The 16,324-nt window shown below is 69.7% G+C and carries 17 protein-coding genes and 1 pseudogene; 1 reads left to right on the top strand and 17 read right to left on the bottom strand.

The window, feature by feature from the left end:
- The 17 genes and pseudogenes from G3I77_RS21455 to G3I77_RS21375 form a co-directional block, all read right to left on the bottom strand.
- Positions 1-95 (bottom strand): annotated as a pseudogene (locus tag G3I77_RS21455) (IS5/IS1182 family transposase); the annotation flags it as partial.
- A 151-nt stretch (positions 96-246) separates the two neighbouring features.
- Positions 247-1,002: a hypothetical protein gene (locus G3I77_RS21450; RefSeq protein WP_248506117.1), complete on the bottom strand. Its 756-nt coding sequence runs from the start codon at positions 1,000-1,002 to the stop codon at positions 247-249.
- A gap of 71 nt (positions 1,003-1,073) precedes the next feature.
- Positions 1,074-2,222, bottom strand: coding sequence for a hypothetical protein (locus G3I77_RS21445; RefSeq protein ID WP_248506115.1), 1,149 nt, complete (start codon positions 2,220-2,222; stop codon positions 1,074-1,076).
- Positions 2,223-2,421: 199 nt separating this feature from the next.
- Positions 2,422-3,072, bottom strand: coding sequence for an OmpA family protein (locus G3I77_RS21440; protein WP_248506113.1), 651 nt, complete (start codon positions 3,070-3,072; stop codon positions 2,422-2,424).
- A gap of 8 nt (positions 3,073-3,080) precedes the next feature.
- A complete protein-coding gene (locus G3I77_RS21435; protein ID WP_248506111.1) occupies positions 3,081-3,665 on the bottom strand; it encodes a hypothetical protein in 585 nt (194 codons plus the stop codon).
- Positions 3,666-3,699: 34 nt separating this feature from the next.
- Positions 3,700-4,296 (bottom strand): pilus assembly protein TadG-related protein, encoded by a 597-nt coding sequence (locus G3I77_RS21430; protein WP_248506109.1) that lies wholly within the window; start codon positions 4,294-4,296, stop codon positions 3,700-3,702.
- Positions 4,296-4,526 carry a hypothetical protein gene (locus G3I77_RS21425; protein ID WP_031132638.1) on the bottom strand — a complete coding sequence of 77 codons (231 nt, stop codon included), beginning with the start codon at positions 4,524-4,526 and terminating at the stop codon, positions 4,296-4,298. The genes G3I77_RS21430 and G3I77_RS21425 overlap by 1 nt, the downstream gene beginning before the upstream one ends.
- Positions 4,527-4,671: 145 nt before the next feature.
- Positions 4,672-5,643, bottom strand: a complete 972-nt coding sequence (locus tag G3I77_RS21420; RefSeq protein WP_248506107.1) for a response regulator transcription factor — start codon at positions 5,641-5,643, stop codon at positions 4,672-4,674.
- Between the two features lie 26 nt (positions 5,644-5,669).
- Positions 5,670-7,439, bottom strand: a complete 1,770-nt coding sequence (locus tag G3I77_RS21415) for a histidine kinase (protein WP_374386071.1) — start codon at positions 7,437-7,439, stop codon at positions 5,670-5,672.
- Between the two features lie 32 nt (positions 7,440-7,471).
- Entirely contained in the window at positions 7,472-8,359 is an 888-nt protein-coding gene (locus G3I77_RS21410) for a DUF5936 domain-containing protein (RefSeq protein ID WP_248506103.1), read from the bottom strand.
- A gap of 16 nt (positions 8,360-8,375) precedes the next feature.
- Positions 8,376-9,320, bottom strand: a complete 945-nt coding sequence (locus tag G3I77_RS21405; protein ID WP_248506101.1) for a type II secretion system F family protein — start codon at positions 9,318-9,320, stop codon at positions 8,376-8,378.
- A 9-nt stretch (positions 9,321-9,329) separates the two neighbouring features.
- A complete protein-coding gene (locus G3I77_RS21400) occupies positions 9,330-10,667 on the bottom strand; it encodes a CpaF family protein (protein WP_248506100.1) in 1,338 nt (445 codons plus the stop codon).
- 25 nt (positions 10,668-10,692) lie between these two features.
- Complete coding sequence (locus G3I77_RS21395; protein ID WP_248506099.1) at positions 10,693-11,049, bottom strand: TadE/TadG family type IV pilus assembly protein; 357 nt, start codon at positions 11,047-11,049, stop codon at positions 10,693-10,695.
- The gene (locus tag G3I77_RS21390) at positions 11,049-11,378 is read right to left on the bottom strand and encodes a pilus assembly protein (RefSeq protein ID WP_248506143.1); all 330 of its coding nucleotides are present in this window, start codon (positions 11,376-11,378) and stop codon (positions 11,049-11,051) included. Before G3I77_RS21390 ends, G3I77_RS21395 begins: the two co-directional genes overlap by 1 nt.
- Positions 11,379-11,440: 62 nt before the next feature.
- Positions 11,441-12,673 carry an AAA family ATPase gene (locus tag G3I77_RS21385; RefSeq protein WP_248506098.1) on the bottom strand — a complete coding sequence of 411 codons (1,233 nt, stop codon included), beginning with the start codon at positions 12,671-12,673 and terminating at the stop codon, positions 11,441-11,443.
- A 9-nt stretch (positions 12,674-12,682) separates the two neighbouring features.
- Positions 12,683-13,390 (bottom strand): Flp pilus assembly protein CpaB, encoded by a 708-nt coding sequence (gene cpaB, locus G3I77_RS21380; RefSeq protein WP_248506097.1) that lies wholly within the window; start codon positions 13,388-13,390, stop codon positions 12,683-12,685.
- Between the two features lie 70 nt (positions 13,391-13,460).
- Positions 13,461-14,294, bottom strand: a complete 834-nt coding sequence (locus tag G3I77_RS21375) for a hypothetical protein (RefSeq protein WP_248506141.1) — start codon at positions 14,292-14,294, stop codon at positions 13,461-13,463.
- Positions 14,295-14,599: 305 nt separating this feature from the next.
- Between G3I77_RS21375 and G3I77_RS21370 the strand changes: the two genes are divergently transcribed.
- A complete protein-coding gene (locus G3I77_RS21370) occupies positions 14,600-16,288 on the top strand; it encodes a chitinase (protein ID WP_248506096.1) in 1,689 nt (562 codons plus the stop codon).
- Positions 16,289-16,324: the final 36 nt, after the last annotated feature.

Genomic DNA, 16,324 nt, shown 5'->3' with positions numbered 1-16,324 from the left:
CCGCCCTGCGGCCGCACTTTCGACTGTGGGATCAGCGGCTTCGCGATCTCCCACAGCCCGTCCGGAACAATCCAACTCCACGTACCCCGCCCCATACAGGGCCCAACGAGCGATCACCACATAGGACACCGTCTAAGGCCAGTGCAGGTGCGCAGGTGTGAGCGTCACCAGTTCATAACCGTCGGGAGAGGACAGCGAGCATTTCCGCTCCAAGGGCGTGCCGCGCTCCTTCTCGTCCTCGCGAGCTCACCATGGAACATGCCTTGGACGCCTACACCACCACCAGCGCTCGGCCTTCTCGTCGTTCCCGGGCTCGGTGCATGCACGGAAGATGCCGTCCAATCGCGTCACAGAGGATCTCAGGCCGCCGGCGTATACGTCGTCGACCTCGCGCACGAGACGCGCCAAAGTGTCCCGGGCCTCCAGATCACGCCGGAAGAGGTCTTCCCGGTACCGGCCAGAAGGGCTCCAGTCGGACTCCAACCGGCGCACCAGCCTCTCCCACACGCGCAGGCTGTAGTGGACGCGCCCTTCGACGCTCGCCGTCGTGTCCGTCGGACACGTGGCCAGGAAGGCATCGGAGAGAGGCGTCCCGATGGGCTCGTATTCGAGAGCTTCGGGGAGCCACTCCACCTTCGCGCGAGGGAGATCGGCCACCTTCTCCTCCACCGCGTCGACCCGGTATCTCGTGTCCTCATCGGAGTCGATCGCCTCCAGCCGGCATCTCACGACGCGTCCATCCGGCACCGCGACCCAGTATGCGGAGTCCAGGTCGATGTCCATCGAGGGGTAGAGGGCCGAGGTCGTCGTACGGACCGCGAGCCCTTGCGCCAAGTCCGCCTCACTGAGAGCTCCGGCCGTCTCGTCCTCGACGTAGATGTCGAGCTCCAGCGCCAGGTCACCGGGCGGCAGCACGCGGTACGTGCACAGAATAGGTGAGTCCCAGCGACGCGCTTCCTGGTCCCCGTCCGTGTCGGCGACGTCGACCGCTTCGCGCGTCACGGCCAGCAACTGAGCCAGCGCCCCGCGGAGCCGCGACGGCTCTGTCTCCGCGACGGTGAAAAGATTCGCGATCACTTGTACGTCCCGTCATATACCCGCTTGGCCTTCGCGGCCTTGTCCGGATTGTTGACGAACTTCGGATCGCGCTGCAGTTGCTGCGACTTACTGAGATCACCCTTATTCCGCACGATCTCCTTCAGAGCAGCGTATTCAATGCGGTCCATGTCGACCAAGCCAGGGCCGGAGACCGGAAAGACGGTTCCGGTCCTGTCGTGGCGTTCCTGATCATGTACGTCGTCCCAGAGTGACCTCTCGTCGAACGGCCCCGGAGCGAGGGGAACCGTGTCGTTCGTCCCCGCGCCCTCATAGGTGATGATCCGAGTCGACCACGCCGGACCACCGCCGCTGTCGTTGCCGCCCGTACCACCGTCGGCACCCGTGCCTCCCCGGCCACCTGCACCACCCTGTGTGGCCGAGTCGCCTTCGGCACCCGCCTCGCCATCCGCGCCCGCACCACCGTCTGTCCCCGCACCACCGTCTGCGTACGCGCCGCCGTCCGCGTTCGCGCCGTTGTCGCCGTCGGCGCCGGCGGCCGAACCGTCATGCTGCACACCGTCGTTGTCCCCGGCCGCACCCGTCTCCGTGCCATCGCCCTGCGGGGCGGGGCAGGCCGTGCCCGTCACCGAGCAGACCGCCGACTGGATGCCGTCGGCGATACGCCCGCCGAGGCCGCCCACCGACAGTGCGACGATGATCGCCGCGACCACCGCGATGAGCCCCGCGTACTCCACCGCGGTCTGGCCCTCGTCCCGCCGCCAGCGGATCATTCTCCCCAGGCTGAACGCCCGCCGCTCCGCCCTGTCCTGAGGAGCGCTCTCGAACCACTCACGCGACCGGTCCCGGCGCAACAGCAGGATGACCGCCACCGGCATCGCCGCCTGCGTGATGCCCCGCAGATCACCGTGCAGCAGCGTGCCGAACGACAGCCACACGATCCACGCCTGTACGGCGATCAGTGCGCGGCTCGTCCACACCCCGCCCCGCCACAGGCGCCGGGCCAGGTAGATCCCGGCCACGCTGGGCAGCGAGTCGTACGCCAGGATCCCGAAGATCTCCCCGGAGTGGTACGTCACCACCGACAGCACGGTGACCACGTACAGCACCGTCAGCGCGAACTGCACCCACAGCAGCAACTGCGCCCAGCCCAGCTCCCTTGGCAACGGCGAATGCCGGTTCCGACGGGCTGTTCTGTGCACCCCACATCCCGCTCGGGGGTATCGGGTCACCGGCAGGGGACATGCGCGACCTCAGCTCAGCTCGATCAACGGCCGTTCAACACGGGCATCGAGCCGAGACTAAGGATCGTCGATCACTCACGCATGGGCCCGTGGCCCCAACGCTGGGCCCACTTTCGGTGGCTCAACTCTCCGAGCGAGGGAAGGAGACCTCGACCCGGCGGTTCTTCTTGCGGCCGGTTTCCGAGGAGTTGTCGGCGATGGGGTACTGCTCGCCGTAGCCGCGGACCTCGTAGGTGACGTTGGAGTCGGTCAGTTCCTGGTCGAGGACGTTCTGCACGGCGTCGGCGCGTTTTCTGGACAGGATGTCGCCGTGGGCGGAGGAGCCGAGGTTGTCCGTGAAGCCGAAAACGCGGATCTTCGTCGCGTTCTGCGTCTTGATCTCCTCGGCGATCGCGGAGATCCGGGCCTTCGCCTCGCCGCTGAGTTTCGCGCTGTCCTTGCCGAAGAGGACCTCGGCCTGGAGGGCGAACTTGACGTCGGCGTTGGTGTCCTCGCGGCGTTCATCGCCGCTTTGGTCTTCTACGACCTGTTTGATGTCGAGGACCTTGGCGGAGGCCAGGGTGGCGCCTTCGGGGAGTTTGAGGTCGGGGTCGTTGGGGTCGACCTCGACGGGGGCGGAGGCGGAGGCCTCGGTGCCAGGGGGGACGCCGGGGGTTTCGTCGGCGTGGGCCGAGACGGCGCCGTAGAGGTTCGTGGCGACCATGAGGCCGGCGGCGGTGAGGACCAAGGCCAGGCGTGGAGTCGTCGGTCCGGTGCGTGTGCGGGTCTTCATGGCCGGCCTCACCCGGAGATCTTGATGGTGCCGCTGGAGAACGTCGGCAGTTGCACGGTCACGTCTGTGGTGCTGGTGGGTGGTGCAGGGAATTGCATGAATACCGGAAGCGTCTGGCCGGCTTTAAGCGTTCCGAAGCCGGTTGTCGTCAGTGGCCGTCCGTCCGTGTCGCGGAGCACGTAGTAGCGCTTCTTCCCTTTCGAGTCCACGAGGGTGGCGCCACCCAGGGAGGGGCCGTGTTTGATGACTTCCGTTTCATCGCCGCTCATCTGGGACGGGATGACTACCGATTTCGCCCCGTCGTTCTTCAGGTTCCCGCTCACAGTGATGAACCCGCCCGCGTCCCTGGCCGCCGAAGTGACCTGGAGAAGAAGTCCTTCTGTGCCTTTGAGTTCGGCCAAGGGCGTCTCAGACTGCCCCTCCTGAGCACTCGGCTGAGATCCGTCTCCCTTGGAAGCGGAAGCCGACGAGTTCGGCTTCTTGTCTTCACCGTCACCACCACCGCCACAGCCGGCTGCCCCGAGGGCCAGTCCGGCCACTACGGTCAACGCGACGATCCCCCTGCGGGCGTTCCCAGTGAACCGAATGCTCATCTGTAGGCTTCCTTCATCACTCGTCGTTCGCTCTTCAGCCGGCCAGGTGGACATCGAAAAGGTCCTCCGGCGCTGGGAGATCTGTGAGGTCGTCGGGGTCCAGAATCCACTTCTGGCCCGAGCAGTCGAGCGTCGGCAGCGCATCCGCTGGGGCGTTCTCCGCAGGCAACTTGAAGCCGCAACGCGACTCGATCACCGCTATGGCGGAGGCTTCCGCGTACTGGTTTTCCGTGCCCGGGACGATGGACTCTCCAACGGGTTCACTGGACTGGACGTCAACTTTGTAGCTCAATGGCCGAGGGCCCTGCCCGCAGCTCCGCACTTCGGCGTCGTTCTGCACCGCAAACTGGTTCGCGCGTCCGCACCCGTCGAGTACTGCACCACGGCCGTTGAAGATGTCATCCCACGTGGCGGGGTCTAGCACCCTCTCAAGCCACTCACCTGCGAGCTTGTCCCGGGTCTCCTGGGCTGCCGCGAGCGCCGCCGCATCGGCGGCTGTCTGGGCACCACTCCGATTCACCGTGGCCTGGCCAACCGCAAAGTACGCCAACGCAAGGAAGAGCAGGCCTGCCACCATCGTGATGTAGATGGGGAAGGCCTGCCCTGCATCGCCACACCTGCGCGTATGCATCAGGTGATTTCGTTGATCTTCTCCTGGATCTTGTTGAGGATCGTCTGACCGATGTTCGTGCCCGTAATCGCCAGCACGATCGCCACCACCACCGCGATGATGCCCAGGTACTCGACCGCCGTCTGCCCCTTGTCGCCGGCGCGGCGCTGCATCGCCGCGGCCGTCGTGTTCTTCCAGCCGTTCACGCGGACCTTGGTCGCGACGGCGGTCTTCAGCATCAGGTCGCTCATGGTGTTCCCCTCCGGTTTCGGCTGTGTCGCTTTCGACACGACGACCGTACGGCGGAACGCCCTGTCCGCCAGAGGGCCCCAGGGCCCAATTCCGGGCCCAATCGCTCGGGCCCAACCGGTTGTTCCCCCATCGCGTCACCGAAGGTCACCCCAGTCCCCGGTGTGCGTCCGGAGCCGTGCCGATCCACTTCGCGGCGGCCTCGGAGCGGCTGGTGCTGTGGAGCTTGGCGAAGATGCGGTTGATGTGGTTCTTGACGGTCTTCTCGCTGATGAAGCACGTGGCGGCGATCTGCTGATTGTTCATGCCGGACGCGATGAGGTCCATGATCTCCGCCTCCCTCGTGCTCAGTTGGAATCGCGACCTGTCGGGAGCGGCCGGCCGGCCACTCGTCCACCCAGACGAAGACTGTCCCACATGCGGTTGCACTTGCGAAAGCTTTTCTGAAGAAGTAGGCGGGGGTGGGGTGGGCGAAGAATTGAAATGCGCTGGTGGAGCCGGTTGTTGAGGCTGCGTATGCGATTGCATGGAGGCGGAAATTCCGTATGCAGTCGCACTCGACGACTGGCCCAGGCCTTCCGGCAGGGGTGAGGCCGGGGCCCTCTCCTGGCGGAGTCGGGCCAGCAGGGCACCCGCCGCCGTGGGGGTGAAGTGGGCCCGGCCCTCCTTGATGTCCCGTACGGCATCGACCAGCTGGCCGGCCGTGAACTCGCCGTGGACCAGGTAGCCGCCCGCTCCCCTGCGCAGGGCCTCCTGGACGATCTCCGACTCCCTGCTGTAGGTCAGCATCACGACCGGGGCGATCGGCACCAGGTACGGAAGTGCCGAGATGCCGTCCACGCCGGGCATACGGACGTCGAGGAGGACGACGTCCGGGCGGTGCTGGAGGGCGGCCTCGTAGGCCTGGCGGCCGTCGGCGGCCTCCGCCACGACCTCGATGTCCGGGCGGCCGGAAAGCAGGGCGGTGAGGCCGGCGCGGACCACGGGGTTGTCGTCCGCCACGACGACCCGCAGACGGCGGGCCGGTCGCGCCGACGGCGGGAGCGGGAGGTCGGCGAACGGGTGGTGCGGTGGCGGCGGCTGCGGGGCGCCGGTGGGGTGGGGCGTCTGGTCCGGCATCAGGGGCCTCCTCTCGGGTCGTGGGGTCATGCGGTGGGGGTGGCCAGCGCGGCCAGGGGGAGTTCCAGGCGGACCTCCGTGCCCTGGGGGTGGCCGCCGCGGCCTATGCGGATGCGGGCGCCGACCGAGGCGGCGCGTTCGACCATGCCGACCAGGCCGAAGTGGCCCGCTCGGCGCAGCTGTTCGAGGGAGGTACCGGGTGGGAGGCCGCGGCCGTCGTCGTAGACGCTGATGCGGAGCAGGTCGCCGTGGACGCCGGCGCTGACGTCGACGCGGGTGGGGCGGGCGTGGCGGTGGGCGTTCTCCATGGCTTCCGAGGCGATGGTGAGGAGCTGGCGGGCCACCGCGGGCGGGACCGGGGGGACGGCGTGGGCTCCGGTGGGGCGGTAGACCGCCGGGAGGCCGGTGCGGGTGCTGAAGTCACGGGTGCGGGCGGCCAGCTCGACCAGGACGTCCGTGGCCTGGTCGGGGTCCGATTCGCGGCGCAGGTCGGCCAGGAGTTCGCGGGACTCGGCGGCGGCCCGGCGGGCCGAACGGGCGACCAGCGCAGCCTGCTGTCTCACCAGGGCCGGGTCCATGCGCTCGGCGCCGGCCGAGCCGGTCAGGCCGTCGGCGGCCAGGGCCACGCCGTGCAGGGTCTTGGCGACTGAGTCGTGCATCTCCCGTGCCAGGCGGGCGCGTTCGGCACTGACCGCCTCCGTCACGGCGAGCCGGGCCTGGACGGTGGTGAGGGCCTGGGTGGCCGCGCCGAAGCGGAGCATGAGGTTGCGGAGGCTGGAGCCCACGGCTCCGGCGATGACGCAGAGGCCGGGCAGCAGAGCGGACTCGGTGATGCCGGGGGCCGGGTTCTCCTGCGCCGCGTGGATGAGGAGCAGGAGGAGGGCCTGGAGGGAGGCGAAGACCGCTGCGCCGCGCCAGCCGTAGACCAGGCCTGCCAGGAGGGGGGTGCAGACGCTGACGTAGGCGAGGGTGCTGTCGGGGCCTGCGGCGATGAGGAGCAGGGCTCCGAAGACGGTGTCGGCGGCGAGGAGGGTGGGGTGGCGCAGGAGGAGAGGGCCGAAGCGTTCCCAGTCCCTGAAGAGGACGTAGGAGGTCATGAACGTGACGACCACGGCCGCGCCGACGAGGCGGGTGGGGAGGCCGTCGTTCGCGTTGACGAGGGCGGTGGGGGTGGCCAGCGCGATCATGGCCAGCCTGAAGCCGAAGACCTGGCGGCACATGGCCTGAAGAGCGTTGACCTGGATGTCGATCGCGGGGCTTCCGGGCGTGCCGTTCGCCCGGCCTTCGGCTGGGACGGGGCTCCCACCCGCACCGCTCGTACGGCCGTCGCCGTCGGGTACGGGCGGCCCCGGTGCGAGCGACCCTGGTGCGGCCTGCCCCGGTGCAAGCGACCCTAATACGGGCGGCCCCGGTGCGGGCTGCCCTGATACGGGCCGCCCCTGCGGGAGCGCAGCGCCATCGGCGGCCGTCCCGCCGGTCACCGGCCCCTCTGGACCACCACGTGCCGTCGGCATCGGTCCCCGCGCCGGGGCATCTGCCGCAGCCCCCCGAGGCGCCCCGGGCTCCCGGCGTCCACTCCCCTTGATGCGCAGCGTCGGCTCCCCGCCGGCACGTCCCCCGGCCGCCTCCCATCCCGGCGGCAAGGCAGGCGTCACCGACGTCACCGGTACGTCCGGTGCGCCCGTGCGGACATGCGCCGGGAGCACCGTCCCCGCCGGGGGCGTCGTGATCTCCGGTGTCTGCTCCGCTCGGCGGCGACGACGTCGTCCCAGCAGACCCGTCCGCTCCCCTGTCATCGACATTCCGTCGCCCCCCTCCCCTACTTCCCCTACTTCCCCGTCACCGAACCGAAGTCCGTGCCCGAGCCGAGGATCAGGCCGGCGCCGAGCAGGAGCATCGTGGCCGGGACCATGAAGGTCGTGATCATCATCGTGGCCTTGGGGACGGCCCGGGCGGCCTTGCGGCGGGCGTTCTGCGCGTCCGTACGGCGCATGTCCTTGGCGAGGGACACCAGCGTGTCGACGATCGGCGCGCCCAGTTCCTCGCCCTGCTGCCACGCCGTCACGAACATCGCCACCTGCTCGGAGTCGTTGCGGCGGCGCAGCTCGGCGAAGGCCTGGCGGCGGCTCATGCCGAGGTCCATCTGGCGCAGGGTGATGCGCAGTTCGTCGGCCCAGGGGCCCTCGTAGCGGGAGGCGACCCGGTCCAGCGCCTGGCGGAAGCCGAGGCCCGCGCTCACCACGACCGCGAGGACGTCCAGGAAGTCCGGCAGGGTCCGTTCGATGACGTCCTTGCGGATGCGGATCGCCGACCAGATGCCGACCTCCGTCCAGAACGCGCCGAAGGCCAGCAGGAGCAGGGCGACCAGCAGTTGGCCCCGCATGAGGAAGACCAGGAAGCCCAGGGCCCCCAGGAAGCCGTAGACCGCCCGTCGTGCCGCGTACCTGTCGATCGTCAGGCCGCCGGGGTTGCCCGCGAGGTCGATCTTGCGGCGGTACTTCGCCACCTGGTTGGGGCCCATCAGGCGCAGGACGGCGGGCGCGTAGCGCATGCCCATGCGGTCGATGAGCGAGTCGACCGCGCCGGTGCGGGTGGAGCCGACCTCCAGGGCCAGGGCGAGGTCGCCGGGCAGTTTGGCCTCCGCGCGGTACATGCGGAGGCCGGCGAAGACGCCCCAGACACTGAGGCCCATCAGCAGGGCGAGAAGCAGTCCCATGGTTGCCTCCGGGCTCTCAGACGTCGATGCGGGACAGGCGGCGGATGAGGACGAAGCCGACGGCGTAGAGCGAGAAGGCGATGATGACCGCCGCCTGGCCGAAGGGGGAGCCGGTCATGCGGTCCAGGGCGCCGTCCTTCACCCCGTTCATGAGGAAGAGCGAACCCACGCCGAGGACCGGGACCGCGTACGACGTCATGTTGACCTGGGAGAGCTGGGTGCGGACCTCGCGCCGGGTCTCCTTGCGCTCCTCCAGCGTCTCCGTCAGGTTGCGCAGGGCGCTCACCACTTGACCGCCGGCCCGGTTCGACAGGACCAGCGTGGTGACGAGGACGACCAGTTCGCGGGAGGGGAGGCGGTCCGCCATTTCGCCCAGCGCGTCGTCCATCGAGGCGCCGACCTCGAGCTGGGCGGAGACCTTGCCGAGTTCCTCGCCCGCCGGGGCCTCCATCTCCTCCGCGGCCATGCCGATGGCCGTGCGCAGGGCGAGGCCCGCCTGGGTGGCGTTGGCGAGGATCCGGGCCATTTCGGGGAGCTGGTTGATGAACTTCTCGATGCGTTTCTGGCGTTGCCAGTTGAGGAACTGGACCGCCACCCCGATGCCGAGCAGGCCCGCCAGCGGCCCGAAGAACGGCGCCAGCGCCGCCTGCCCGATCAGCCACAGTCCCGCGACCGTGGCGAGCATGTAGACGAAGAACTCACCCGGGGTGACGTCCAGGCCGGTCGCCGCCAGGCGCAGTTCCAGCTTCTTGCCCAGCTTGGTGCGCCGCAGCCGGCGGTCGATGCCGCGGAAGTTGCGGCGCCGGCCGGCCACCGGGATCTGGCCGGTGGCGGAGAGGCGGTCGACGAGCGCCTGCCGCTGTGCCTTGCCCGAGGCGTAGGAGTGCAGGCCGACGACCGCGAGGACGCAGGTCAGCAGGGTGATGCCGGTGGTGAGCGTGATGAGCTGTTGCAGTTCCATCGGTCGGTCCTACCTGGCTTCTCGGGTGGCTAGCTGGTCCGCGGACCGGGCGATGCCGAACGCCTGCGGGAGGGGCTGGTTCGCCATGTAGAGGCGGTCGGCGGTGCGGCGCGGTAGCGGGAAGTACTCGAAGGCGCCGTGGATACGGCCGTCGGAGGTCATGGGCCGCGCGGTGAAGCGGGCGACCGTGACCAGCCGGTACGGGTCGCTGCCGTGGCTGTCCATCAGTGCGATCTCGGTGATGCGGCGGGCGCCGTCCGCGAACCGGGTGAGCTGCACGATGACGTCGACGGCGCTGTTGATCTGGTCGTGCAGCGCCACGAAGGGGATCTCGACGTCCGACATGGACGCCAGGGTCTGGAGCCGCATCAGCGCGTCCTCGGCGCTGTTGGCGTGGACCGTGGCCAGCGAGCCGTCGTGGCCGGTGGACATCGCCTGGAGCATGTCGAGGGACTCGCCGCCGCGGACCTCACCGACGACGATCCGGTCGGGGCGCATGCGCAGGGAGTTGCGGACGAGGTCGCGGATGCTCACCTGGCCCTTGCCCTCGACGTTCGGCGGGCGCGACTCCAGGCGGATGACGTGGGCCTGCTGGAGCTGGAGTTCGGCGGAGTCCTCGATGGTGATGATGCGTTCGCCGTCGGGGATCAGCCCGGAGAGGGCGTTCAGCAGGGTCGTCTTTCCGGTGCCCGTCGCACCCGAGACGATGATGTTGAACTTCGCCTGCACCAGGCCCGCCAGCAGGTACAGCATGTGCTCGTCGAGCGAGCCGAGTCCGATCAGCTCCTGGAGCGTGAAGGAGCGCGGGAAGCGTCGGATGGTGAGGGTGGCGCCCGTCAGGGACAGGGGCGGGATGATGACGTTGACGCGCTCGCCGGAGGGGAGGCGGGCGTCGACCATCGGGTTCGACTCGTCCACGCGGCGGTTGACCGTCGAGACGATCCGCTCGATGGTCTGCATCAGCTGGTCGTGGGAGGCGAAGCGCAACGGCAGTTGCTCGACGCGGCCGCCGCGCTCCACGAAGATCGCGTCCGGGCCGTTGACCATGATCTCGGTGATGGACGCGTCCTCCAGGAGCGGCTCCAGGATGCCGAGGCCCAGCGCCTCGTCGACCACCCTGCGGATCAGCTGCGCGCGCTCCACCGTCGACAGGACGGGACCCTCGCGGCTGATGATGTGCCCGAGCACCCGCTCCAGCCTCGCCCGGCGCTCGGCGGCGGCCAGCGAACTCATCTCCGCGAGGTCGATCTCCTCCAGGAGCTTGGCCCGGTAGGAGGCGACCATGTGGCCGTCCTCGCCCCGGTTGCCTTTCTCCTCGGGGGTGTTGATGCGTGCTCGCAGGCTCATGAGTGCGGTGCTCCTAGCTCGTTGCTCAGTGGTCGAGCGGCATCGTCGCGGTCTTGACGGCCGGGTCGAACTTCCAGCCCGGCACGAGGGACGGGATCTGCACGGTGGCCGTGACCGTGACCTCGTCCCCGCCGATCGACGCCGGGCAGCTCGTCTCGTCGGCCAGCCAACTGCTCACCGCGGCCTTGCAGTCCGCCTCGTGCGGCCCCTCCAGCGACGCACTGCGCGCCCCCGTCCTGGCCGCCGTGCCGGCCTGCTGGGCCGTGTAGGCGATGAGGCCGAGCTGCACGGCCCCCAGGGCCACGATCAGCAGGATCGGCAGGAAGCCGATGTACTCGATGGCGACCTGGCCTCGGTCGCGGCCCTTGCGGATACCGTTCATCACCCTTTCGCCTCCTCGACCGCCCCGGCGTGGCCGTGGACCGTGAACCCGAAGGTCAGCGCGCCGGGGAAGAGGACCGGGACCTGAAGGCGCGCGTCGGCCGTCACGTAGCCGGAGCCCGACCCGCAGGTCACACTCGCCCCGGATCGCCACGCATCCGACAGATGCTTCAGCCCGGCCGCCTCGCACACCCCCTGCCGCGCCCCCGGCTCCGCCGCCGTCGCCTGGCGTACCGCCTCGTCCGCGGCATTGCCCGCGAGGGTGTAGGTGTAGCCGACGAGGACGACCTGCCACAGCGCGATCAGCGTCACGATGATCGTCGGGGTCATCCCGAGGAACTCGATGGTCACCTGACCCTTGTCCCGCTCCCACCGCTTTCTTGAGAGCACCCTCACCCCTCCCTCCTCCGCCGAAAGCTCACCGCCCCCCGGCCCCCCTTCTGCGCACCGTCCGCGGCCTTGACCAGTCCCAGCTCCCCCGCCAGGCCCCACAGGGCCTGCTTCACCGAGCTCTTGTTCTCCAGTTCGTGGATGCGGCCCGCGTCCACGACGCTCTGCAGTTCCTTGAAGTTGGCGGGGACCACGGTGGCCGCGACCGCCGTGCCGGTGATCTTCTGGATCAGGGGCGGCTGGATCTCGGTGCTGCGGGAGTGCCGGTTGACGACGACGGTCGTCTCCTCGGCCTTGCGGATCTGCAGCCGGTCCCACATCCGCACGGCCCGTTTGGCGCCCCGTACGGCGACCACGTCCGGGGTGGTGATCAGCAGGGCCCGGTCGGCCATCTCCACGGCGGCCGCCCCCGCTCCGCCGAGCTGGGCGCCGCAGTCGATGACGACGACCTCGTAGCGGGAGCGCAGGGCGCTGACGATCTGCCGGGTGGCGCGGTCGGTGACGTCCTCGCCGCGTTCCCCTTCGGCGGGGGCGAGCAGCAGGGCGAGGCCGGTGTCGTGGCGGAAGACCGCGTCGGCGAGGACGCGCGGGGAGATGTCCGTGATGGCGGCCAGGTCGACGACGGAGCGGCGGAACTGGACGTCCAGGTAGGAGGCGATGTCGCCGGTCTGGAGGTCCATGTCGACCAGGGCGGTGCTGCGGCCGGAGGCCTGGGCGGCCAGGGCCAGCTGGATCGCGGTCAGGGTGGCGCCGGCGCCGCCCTTCGCGCCGCTGACCGTGATGACGGTGCCGCCGACGCCGGTGAACACGTCGCCGCCGGCGCCCAGGTGCCGCCGTACGCCGACGGACCACTGGGCGACGGCCTGGACGCGGCTGGCGAGTTCCTCGTAGCTGAGGGGCAGGGCGACCAGGCCGCGGGCGCCGTAGTCCATGGCGGCCTGGAAGAGGCCGGGGCTCGCGTCGGAGGTGATGAGGATGACGCCGACGGCCGGGAAGCGCAGGGCCACTTCGCGGATCAGCTCCAGCGCCGGGACGGGGCCGATCCGCTCGTGCACCACCACGACCTCGGGCAGTTCGTCGACGGACTCGGCGGCCAGCCGGGCGAGGGTGTCGATGAGCTGGGTGGAGTCGACCACGGGTGCGACGGGCTCGGCGTCGGGGAGCTGGCTGAGCAGCGTCGTGACGGATCGGACCGCGTCCGTGTCACCGACTGCCGGGAGGATCCTCGTGGGCATGGCAGCCTCTCACTTGTCTTTCGCGAGTTCGTACGTCCGGTCCCGCTCGGGGACGGTGGTGTCGCTGCCGGGCGCGACGAGGGCGAGCCGGACGCGCTTGGCGAACGACTCGGCGTAGGTGATGCGCTGGGCGTCGAGGGCGGACAGCGCGAACGTGATCGGGACGGCGTCGGTGGGCTGCTGGGTGCGGTTGCCCTCGTCGGGCTTCAGCGCGGTCAGTTCGCCGACGTCGAGGACCTTGGCGCTGGTGATGATGATCTTCGACTGGTCGGGGTCGCCCTCGCGCGCGCCCTCGAAGGTGGCGTAGACGTTGACCGAGGCGCCGGGTGTGATCTTGCCGGCCACGCCGGTGGCCGCGTCGATCATGATGGCGACCTCCTGCTGGCCGGGCTGGAGGGCCGGCCGGCGGACGATCATGTCGGTCTGGAGCAGGGAGCCCGCCCGCAGCGTGGTCACGGCGATCTTGCCCTGTATCTCCCGCAGATCGGTGACCGCGTTGTCGGACAGCCACCGTTCGGGCATCTTGATCTTCTCGAACTGGCCCGTGCCGAGGGTGGTGTAGGGCGGCACGTCGGATTTCAGCCGGTAGGCGGTGACCTCGGGGCCGACCTTCGACTTCACGTCGCTGATGACGGAGAGCACGCCGGCGAAGGCGCCGAGGGCGCAGACGACCGACAGAAGCAGGAGAATCACGCCGCGGCGCTGACGGGAGTTCATGAACCGTACAACCTCGTTGGGGATATCGGTCGAGCGGGATCGGAACAGTGCTGACGAGCGGTGTCAGGCCTCAGCCGACGGCCGTTCGGTTCTCGAGCTGCTTGCGGGGCGGGCTGTCGTGGGCGGGTGGCCCGGCCGAGCAGAACACGCAGCGGTCGCCGATGACGTCGATGCCGCACCAGTGGCACGGGCTGCGCCGGACGGAGGTGACCAGCTGGTAGAGGACGGACAGGTCGGGCAGGTAGCTGCAGAACTCGATGAGCCTGCCGGTGCCCCACCAGCCGGGCGACTCGGCCGGGAGCGCGGTCTCGCGCAGCCCCTGCACCTTCCAGGAGGGGGCGAGGGTGCCCGTGACCCAGTCGGACTGGAGCTGCCCCTTGGCGACCAGCATCCAGGTGCCGAACTCGGGGCCGGGGAGCCGGGCTTCGGGAGTGATTCGGACCAGGTGCGGTTCGGGGTGGGCGAGGACGCCGAACTGGCTGCCGGGCACCCAGGACTTGGCGTGCGACTTGAGGCCGACGGGGACGCGGTCGAGGCGGGCGACGGAGCCCAGCAGCGCGCCGGCGTGGATGTAGTGGACGAGCAGCCGGCCGGCCGAGGCGAGGACGCCGGGGCTGATGTCGCAGGAGGCGAGCTGCCGTAACTGGCGGACCAGGACGGCCAGTCCGAGAGGCGGAAGATCCGGCCGGAACAGCGCGATCCGGTCGCTCTCCATGAGGGAGCGCAGGGTGTGCAGCCGTCTTTGCACCGCGGTGGGCGCGGCCTGCGAGCAGACCACGATCACGTGCCCGTGGTGCTCGACCAGGGCCTGCATCTCGGCCAGCGCCTGCTCCAGGGGGCGTCGATCGACGTCCCGCAGCACGACGGCGGGCAGGGTGCGTTCGTCCTGCGGCGGCAGCGCCATGTCGGCGCTGGTCACGGCAATGGCAGTTGGCACGCGCAGCTCCCCGTTTCCCCATGCCCGTCGGAACGCCGGATGTCACTCCGGCGCACCGTGTCGACTTCACTGCGTGACTACCTCAGCACTGTATCCACGGCTCTGTGACCGGAGAACAGCGTTTGTGTAGCTGAGCAGCAACTGCCATTGCACAAGATGCGTCAAAACGGGGCAGGTTGAGCATCTTGCCGGTCACCGCGCGGCGGGAGTGATGCTCGACAGGTTGGTCTGGACCTCTTGACAGCCGCGTTGGTCTGGACCATTTTCTTGTCATGTCCAGACACAGACGATCCCTGCGGCTGTGGTCGGGTGCCGTCACGGCTGCCCTGGCCCTCACTGTCACGACCGTCGGCCAGGCGAACGCCGCCGACGTCAACAACGCCAGGAACGCCGGCTTCGAGTCGGGCCTGAGCGACTGGACCTGCTCGGCGGGCAGCGGTACGACGGTCTCCTCCCCGGTGCGCACCGGCACGGCGGCGCTGCGGGCGACCCCGTCGGGGCAGGACAACGCCCGGTGCGCCCAGACGGTACGGGTGAAGCCCAACGCGACGTACACGCTGGGCGCCTGGGTCAGGGGCGGGTACGCCTACCTGGGCGTGACGGGCACGGGCACGACGGACGTGTCCACCTGGACGCCCGACTCCTCGTCCTGGAGGCAGCTGTCGACCACCTTCACGACGGGCTCCTCGACGACCTCGGTGACGGTGTACACGCACGGCTGGTACGGGCAGGCGGCGTACTACGCGGACGACGTGTCGGTCCTCGGCCCCGACGGCGGCGGGGGCACGGACCCGGGCCCGACGATCCCGTCGGCGCCGGGCGGCCTGACCGTCTCCGGCACGACGTCCGACTCGGTCACCCTCGCCTGGAACACGGTGTCGGGAGCGACGGGGTACACCGTCTACCGCGACGGCACGAAGGTGACCTCGGTCTCCGGCACAGCGGCGACGGTGACCGGGCTCGCGGCCTCGACGTCGTACTCCTTCCAGGTCACGGCGACGAACGGGGCCGGTGAGTCGCCGAAGTCGGCGGCGGTGACCGGCACCACGAACCAGCCGAACGGCCCCGGTCCGGCGCTGCCCGAGCACGCCGTGACCGGCTACTGGCAGAACTTCGACAACGGCGCGACGGTCCAGCGCATCTCGGAGGTCCCCGCCGCCTACGACATCATCGCGGTGGCCTTCGCCGACGCGACGGGCACGCCCGGGGCGGTGTCGTTCACCCTGGACTCGGCCGGGCTGGACGGCTACACCGTCGACCAGTTCAAGGCGGACGTGAAGGCCAAGCAGGCGGCCGGCAAGAAGGTCGTCATCTCGGTCGGCGGCGAGCGCGGCACGGTGTCGGTCAACGACGCCGCGTCGGCGACGAACTTCGCGAACAGCGTGTACTCCGTGATGCAGACGTACGGCTTCGACGGTGTCGACATCGACCTGGAGAACGGACTGAACGCGACGTACATGACGCAGGCGCTGCGCGCCCTGTCGGCGAAGGCGGGCCCCTCGCTCGTCCTGACGATGGCTCCGCAGACGATCGACATGCAGTCCACGTCCAACGGGTACTTCCGGACCGCGCTGAACGTGAAGGACATCCTCACGGTCGTCAACATGCAGTACTACAACAGCGGTTCCATGCTCGGCTGCGACGGCAAGGTCTACAGCCAGGGCTCGGTCGACTTCCTGACGGCCCTGGCCTGCATCCAGCTGGAGAACGGCCTCGCCCCGTCCCAGGTGGGCCTGGGCCTGCCGGCCTCGACGCGCGGGGCGGGCAGCGGCTACGTCTCACCGACCGTGGTGAACAACGCCCTGGACTGCCTCGCCAGGGCCACCCACTGCGGCACCTTCACACCGCCCCGGACGTACCCCGGCCTGCGCGGCGCGATGACCTGGTCGACCAACTGGGACGCGACGGCGGGCAACGCGTGGTCCAACGCGGTGGGACCGCATGTGCACGGGCTGCCGTAGGGGCGGCCGGACTCACCCCGTCGGACGGTAGGGGCC

The organism is Streptomyces sp. D2-8, from assembly GCF_023184515.1.
In the GTDB taxonomy this organism is placed as follows: domain Bacteria; phylum Actinomycetota; class Actinomycetes; order Streptomycetales; family Streptomycetaceae; genus Streptomyces.
The sequence above is the reverse complement of the archived record's forward strand: the minus strand, read 5'-3'. Positions and strand labels throughout refer to the sequence as shown.

Excerpts from the sequence above, each read along its gene's own strand:
- G3I77_RS21435 (WP_248506111.1), bottom strand. The coding sequence starts at position 3,665 with ATGAGCATTCGGTTCACTGGGAACGCCCGCAGGGGGATCGTCGCGTTG.
- G3I77_RS21415 (WP_374386071.1), bottom strand. The coding sequence starts at position 7,439 with ATGACAGGGGAGCGGACGGGTCTGCTGGGACGACGTCGTCGCCGCCGA.
- G3I77_RS21370 (WP_248506096.1), top strand. The coding sequence starts at position 14,600 with ATGTCCAGACACAGACGATCCCTGCGGCTGTGGTCGGGTGCCGTCACG.
- G3I77_RS21430 (WP_248506109.1), bottom strand. The coding sequence starts at position 4,296 with ATGCATACGCGCAGGTGTGGCGATGCAGGGCAGGCCTTCCCCATCTAC.
- G3I77_RS21390 (WP_248506143.1), bottom strand. The coding sequence starts at position 11,378 with ATGACCCCGACGATCATCGTGACGCTGATCGCGCTGTGGCAGGTCGTC.
- G3I77_RS21405 (WP_248506101.1), bottom strand. The coding sequence starts at position 9,320 with ATGGAACTGCAACAGCTCATCACGCTCACCACCGGCATCACCCTGCTG.
- G3I77_RS21440 (WP_248506113.1), bottom strand. The coding sequence starts at position 3,072 with ATGAAGACCCGCACACGCACCGGACCGACGACTCCACGCCTGGCCTTG.
- cpaB (WP_248506097.1), bottom strand. The coding sequence starts at position 13,390 with ATGAACTCCCGTCAGCGCCGCGGCGTGATTCTCCTGCTTCTGTCGGTC.
- G3I77_RS21375 (WP_248506141.1), bottom strand. The coding sequence starts at position 14,294 with ATGGCGCTGCCGCCGCAGGACGAACGCACCCTGCCCGCCGTCGTGCTG.
- G3I77_RS21385 (WP_248506098.1), bottom strand. The coding sequence starts at position 12,673 with ATGCCCACGAGGATCCTCCCGGCAGTCGGTGACACGGACGCGGTCCGA.
- G3I77_RS21395 (WP_248506099.1), bottom strand. The coding sequence starts at position 11,049 with ATGAACGGTATCCGCAAGGGCCGCGACCGAGGCCAGGTCGCCATCGAG.
- G3I77_RS21425 (WP_031132638.1), bottom strand. The coding sequence starts at position 4,526 with ATGAGCGACCTGATGCTGAAGACCGCCGTCGCGACCAAGGTCCGCGTG.
- G3I77_RS21410 (WP_248506103.1), bottom strand. The coding sequence starts at position 8,359 with ATGGGACTGCTTCTCGCCCTGCTGATGGGCCTCAGTGTCTGGGGCGTC.
- G3I77_RS21400 (WP_248506100.1), bottom strand. The coding sequence starts at position 10,667 with ATGAGCCTGCGAGCACGCATCAACACCCCCGAGGAGAAAGGCAACCGG.
- G3I77_RS21420 (WP_248506107.1), bottom strand. The coding sequence starts at position 5,643 with ATGCCGGACCAGACGCCCCACCCCACCGGCGCCCCGCAGCCGCCGCCA.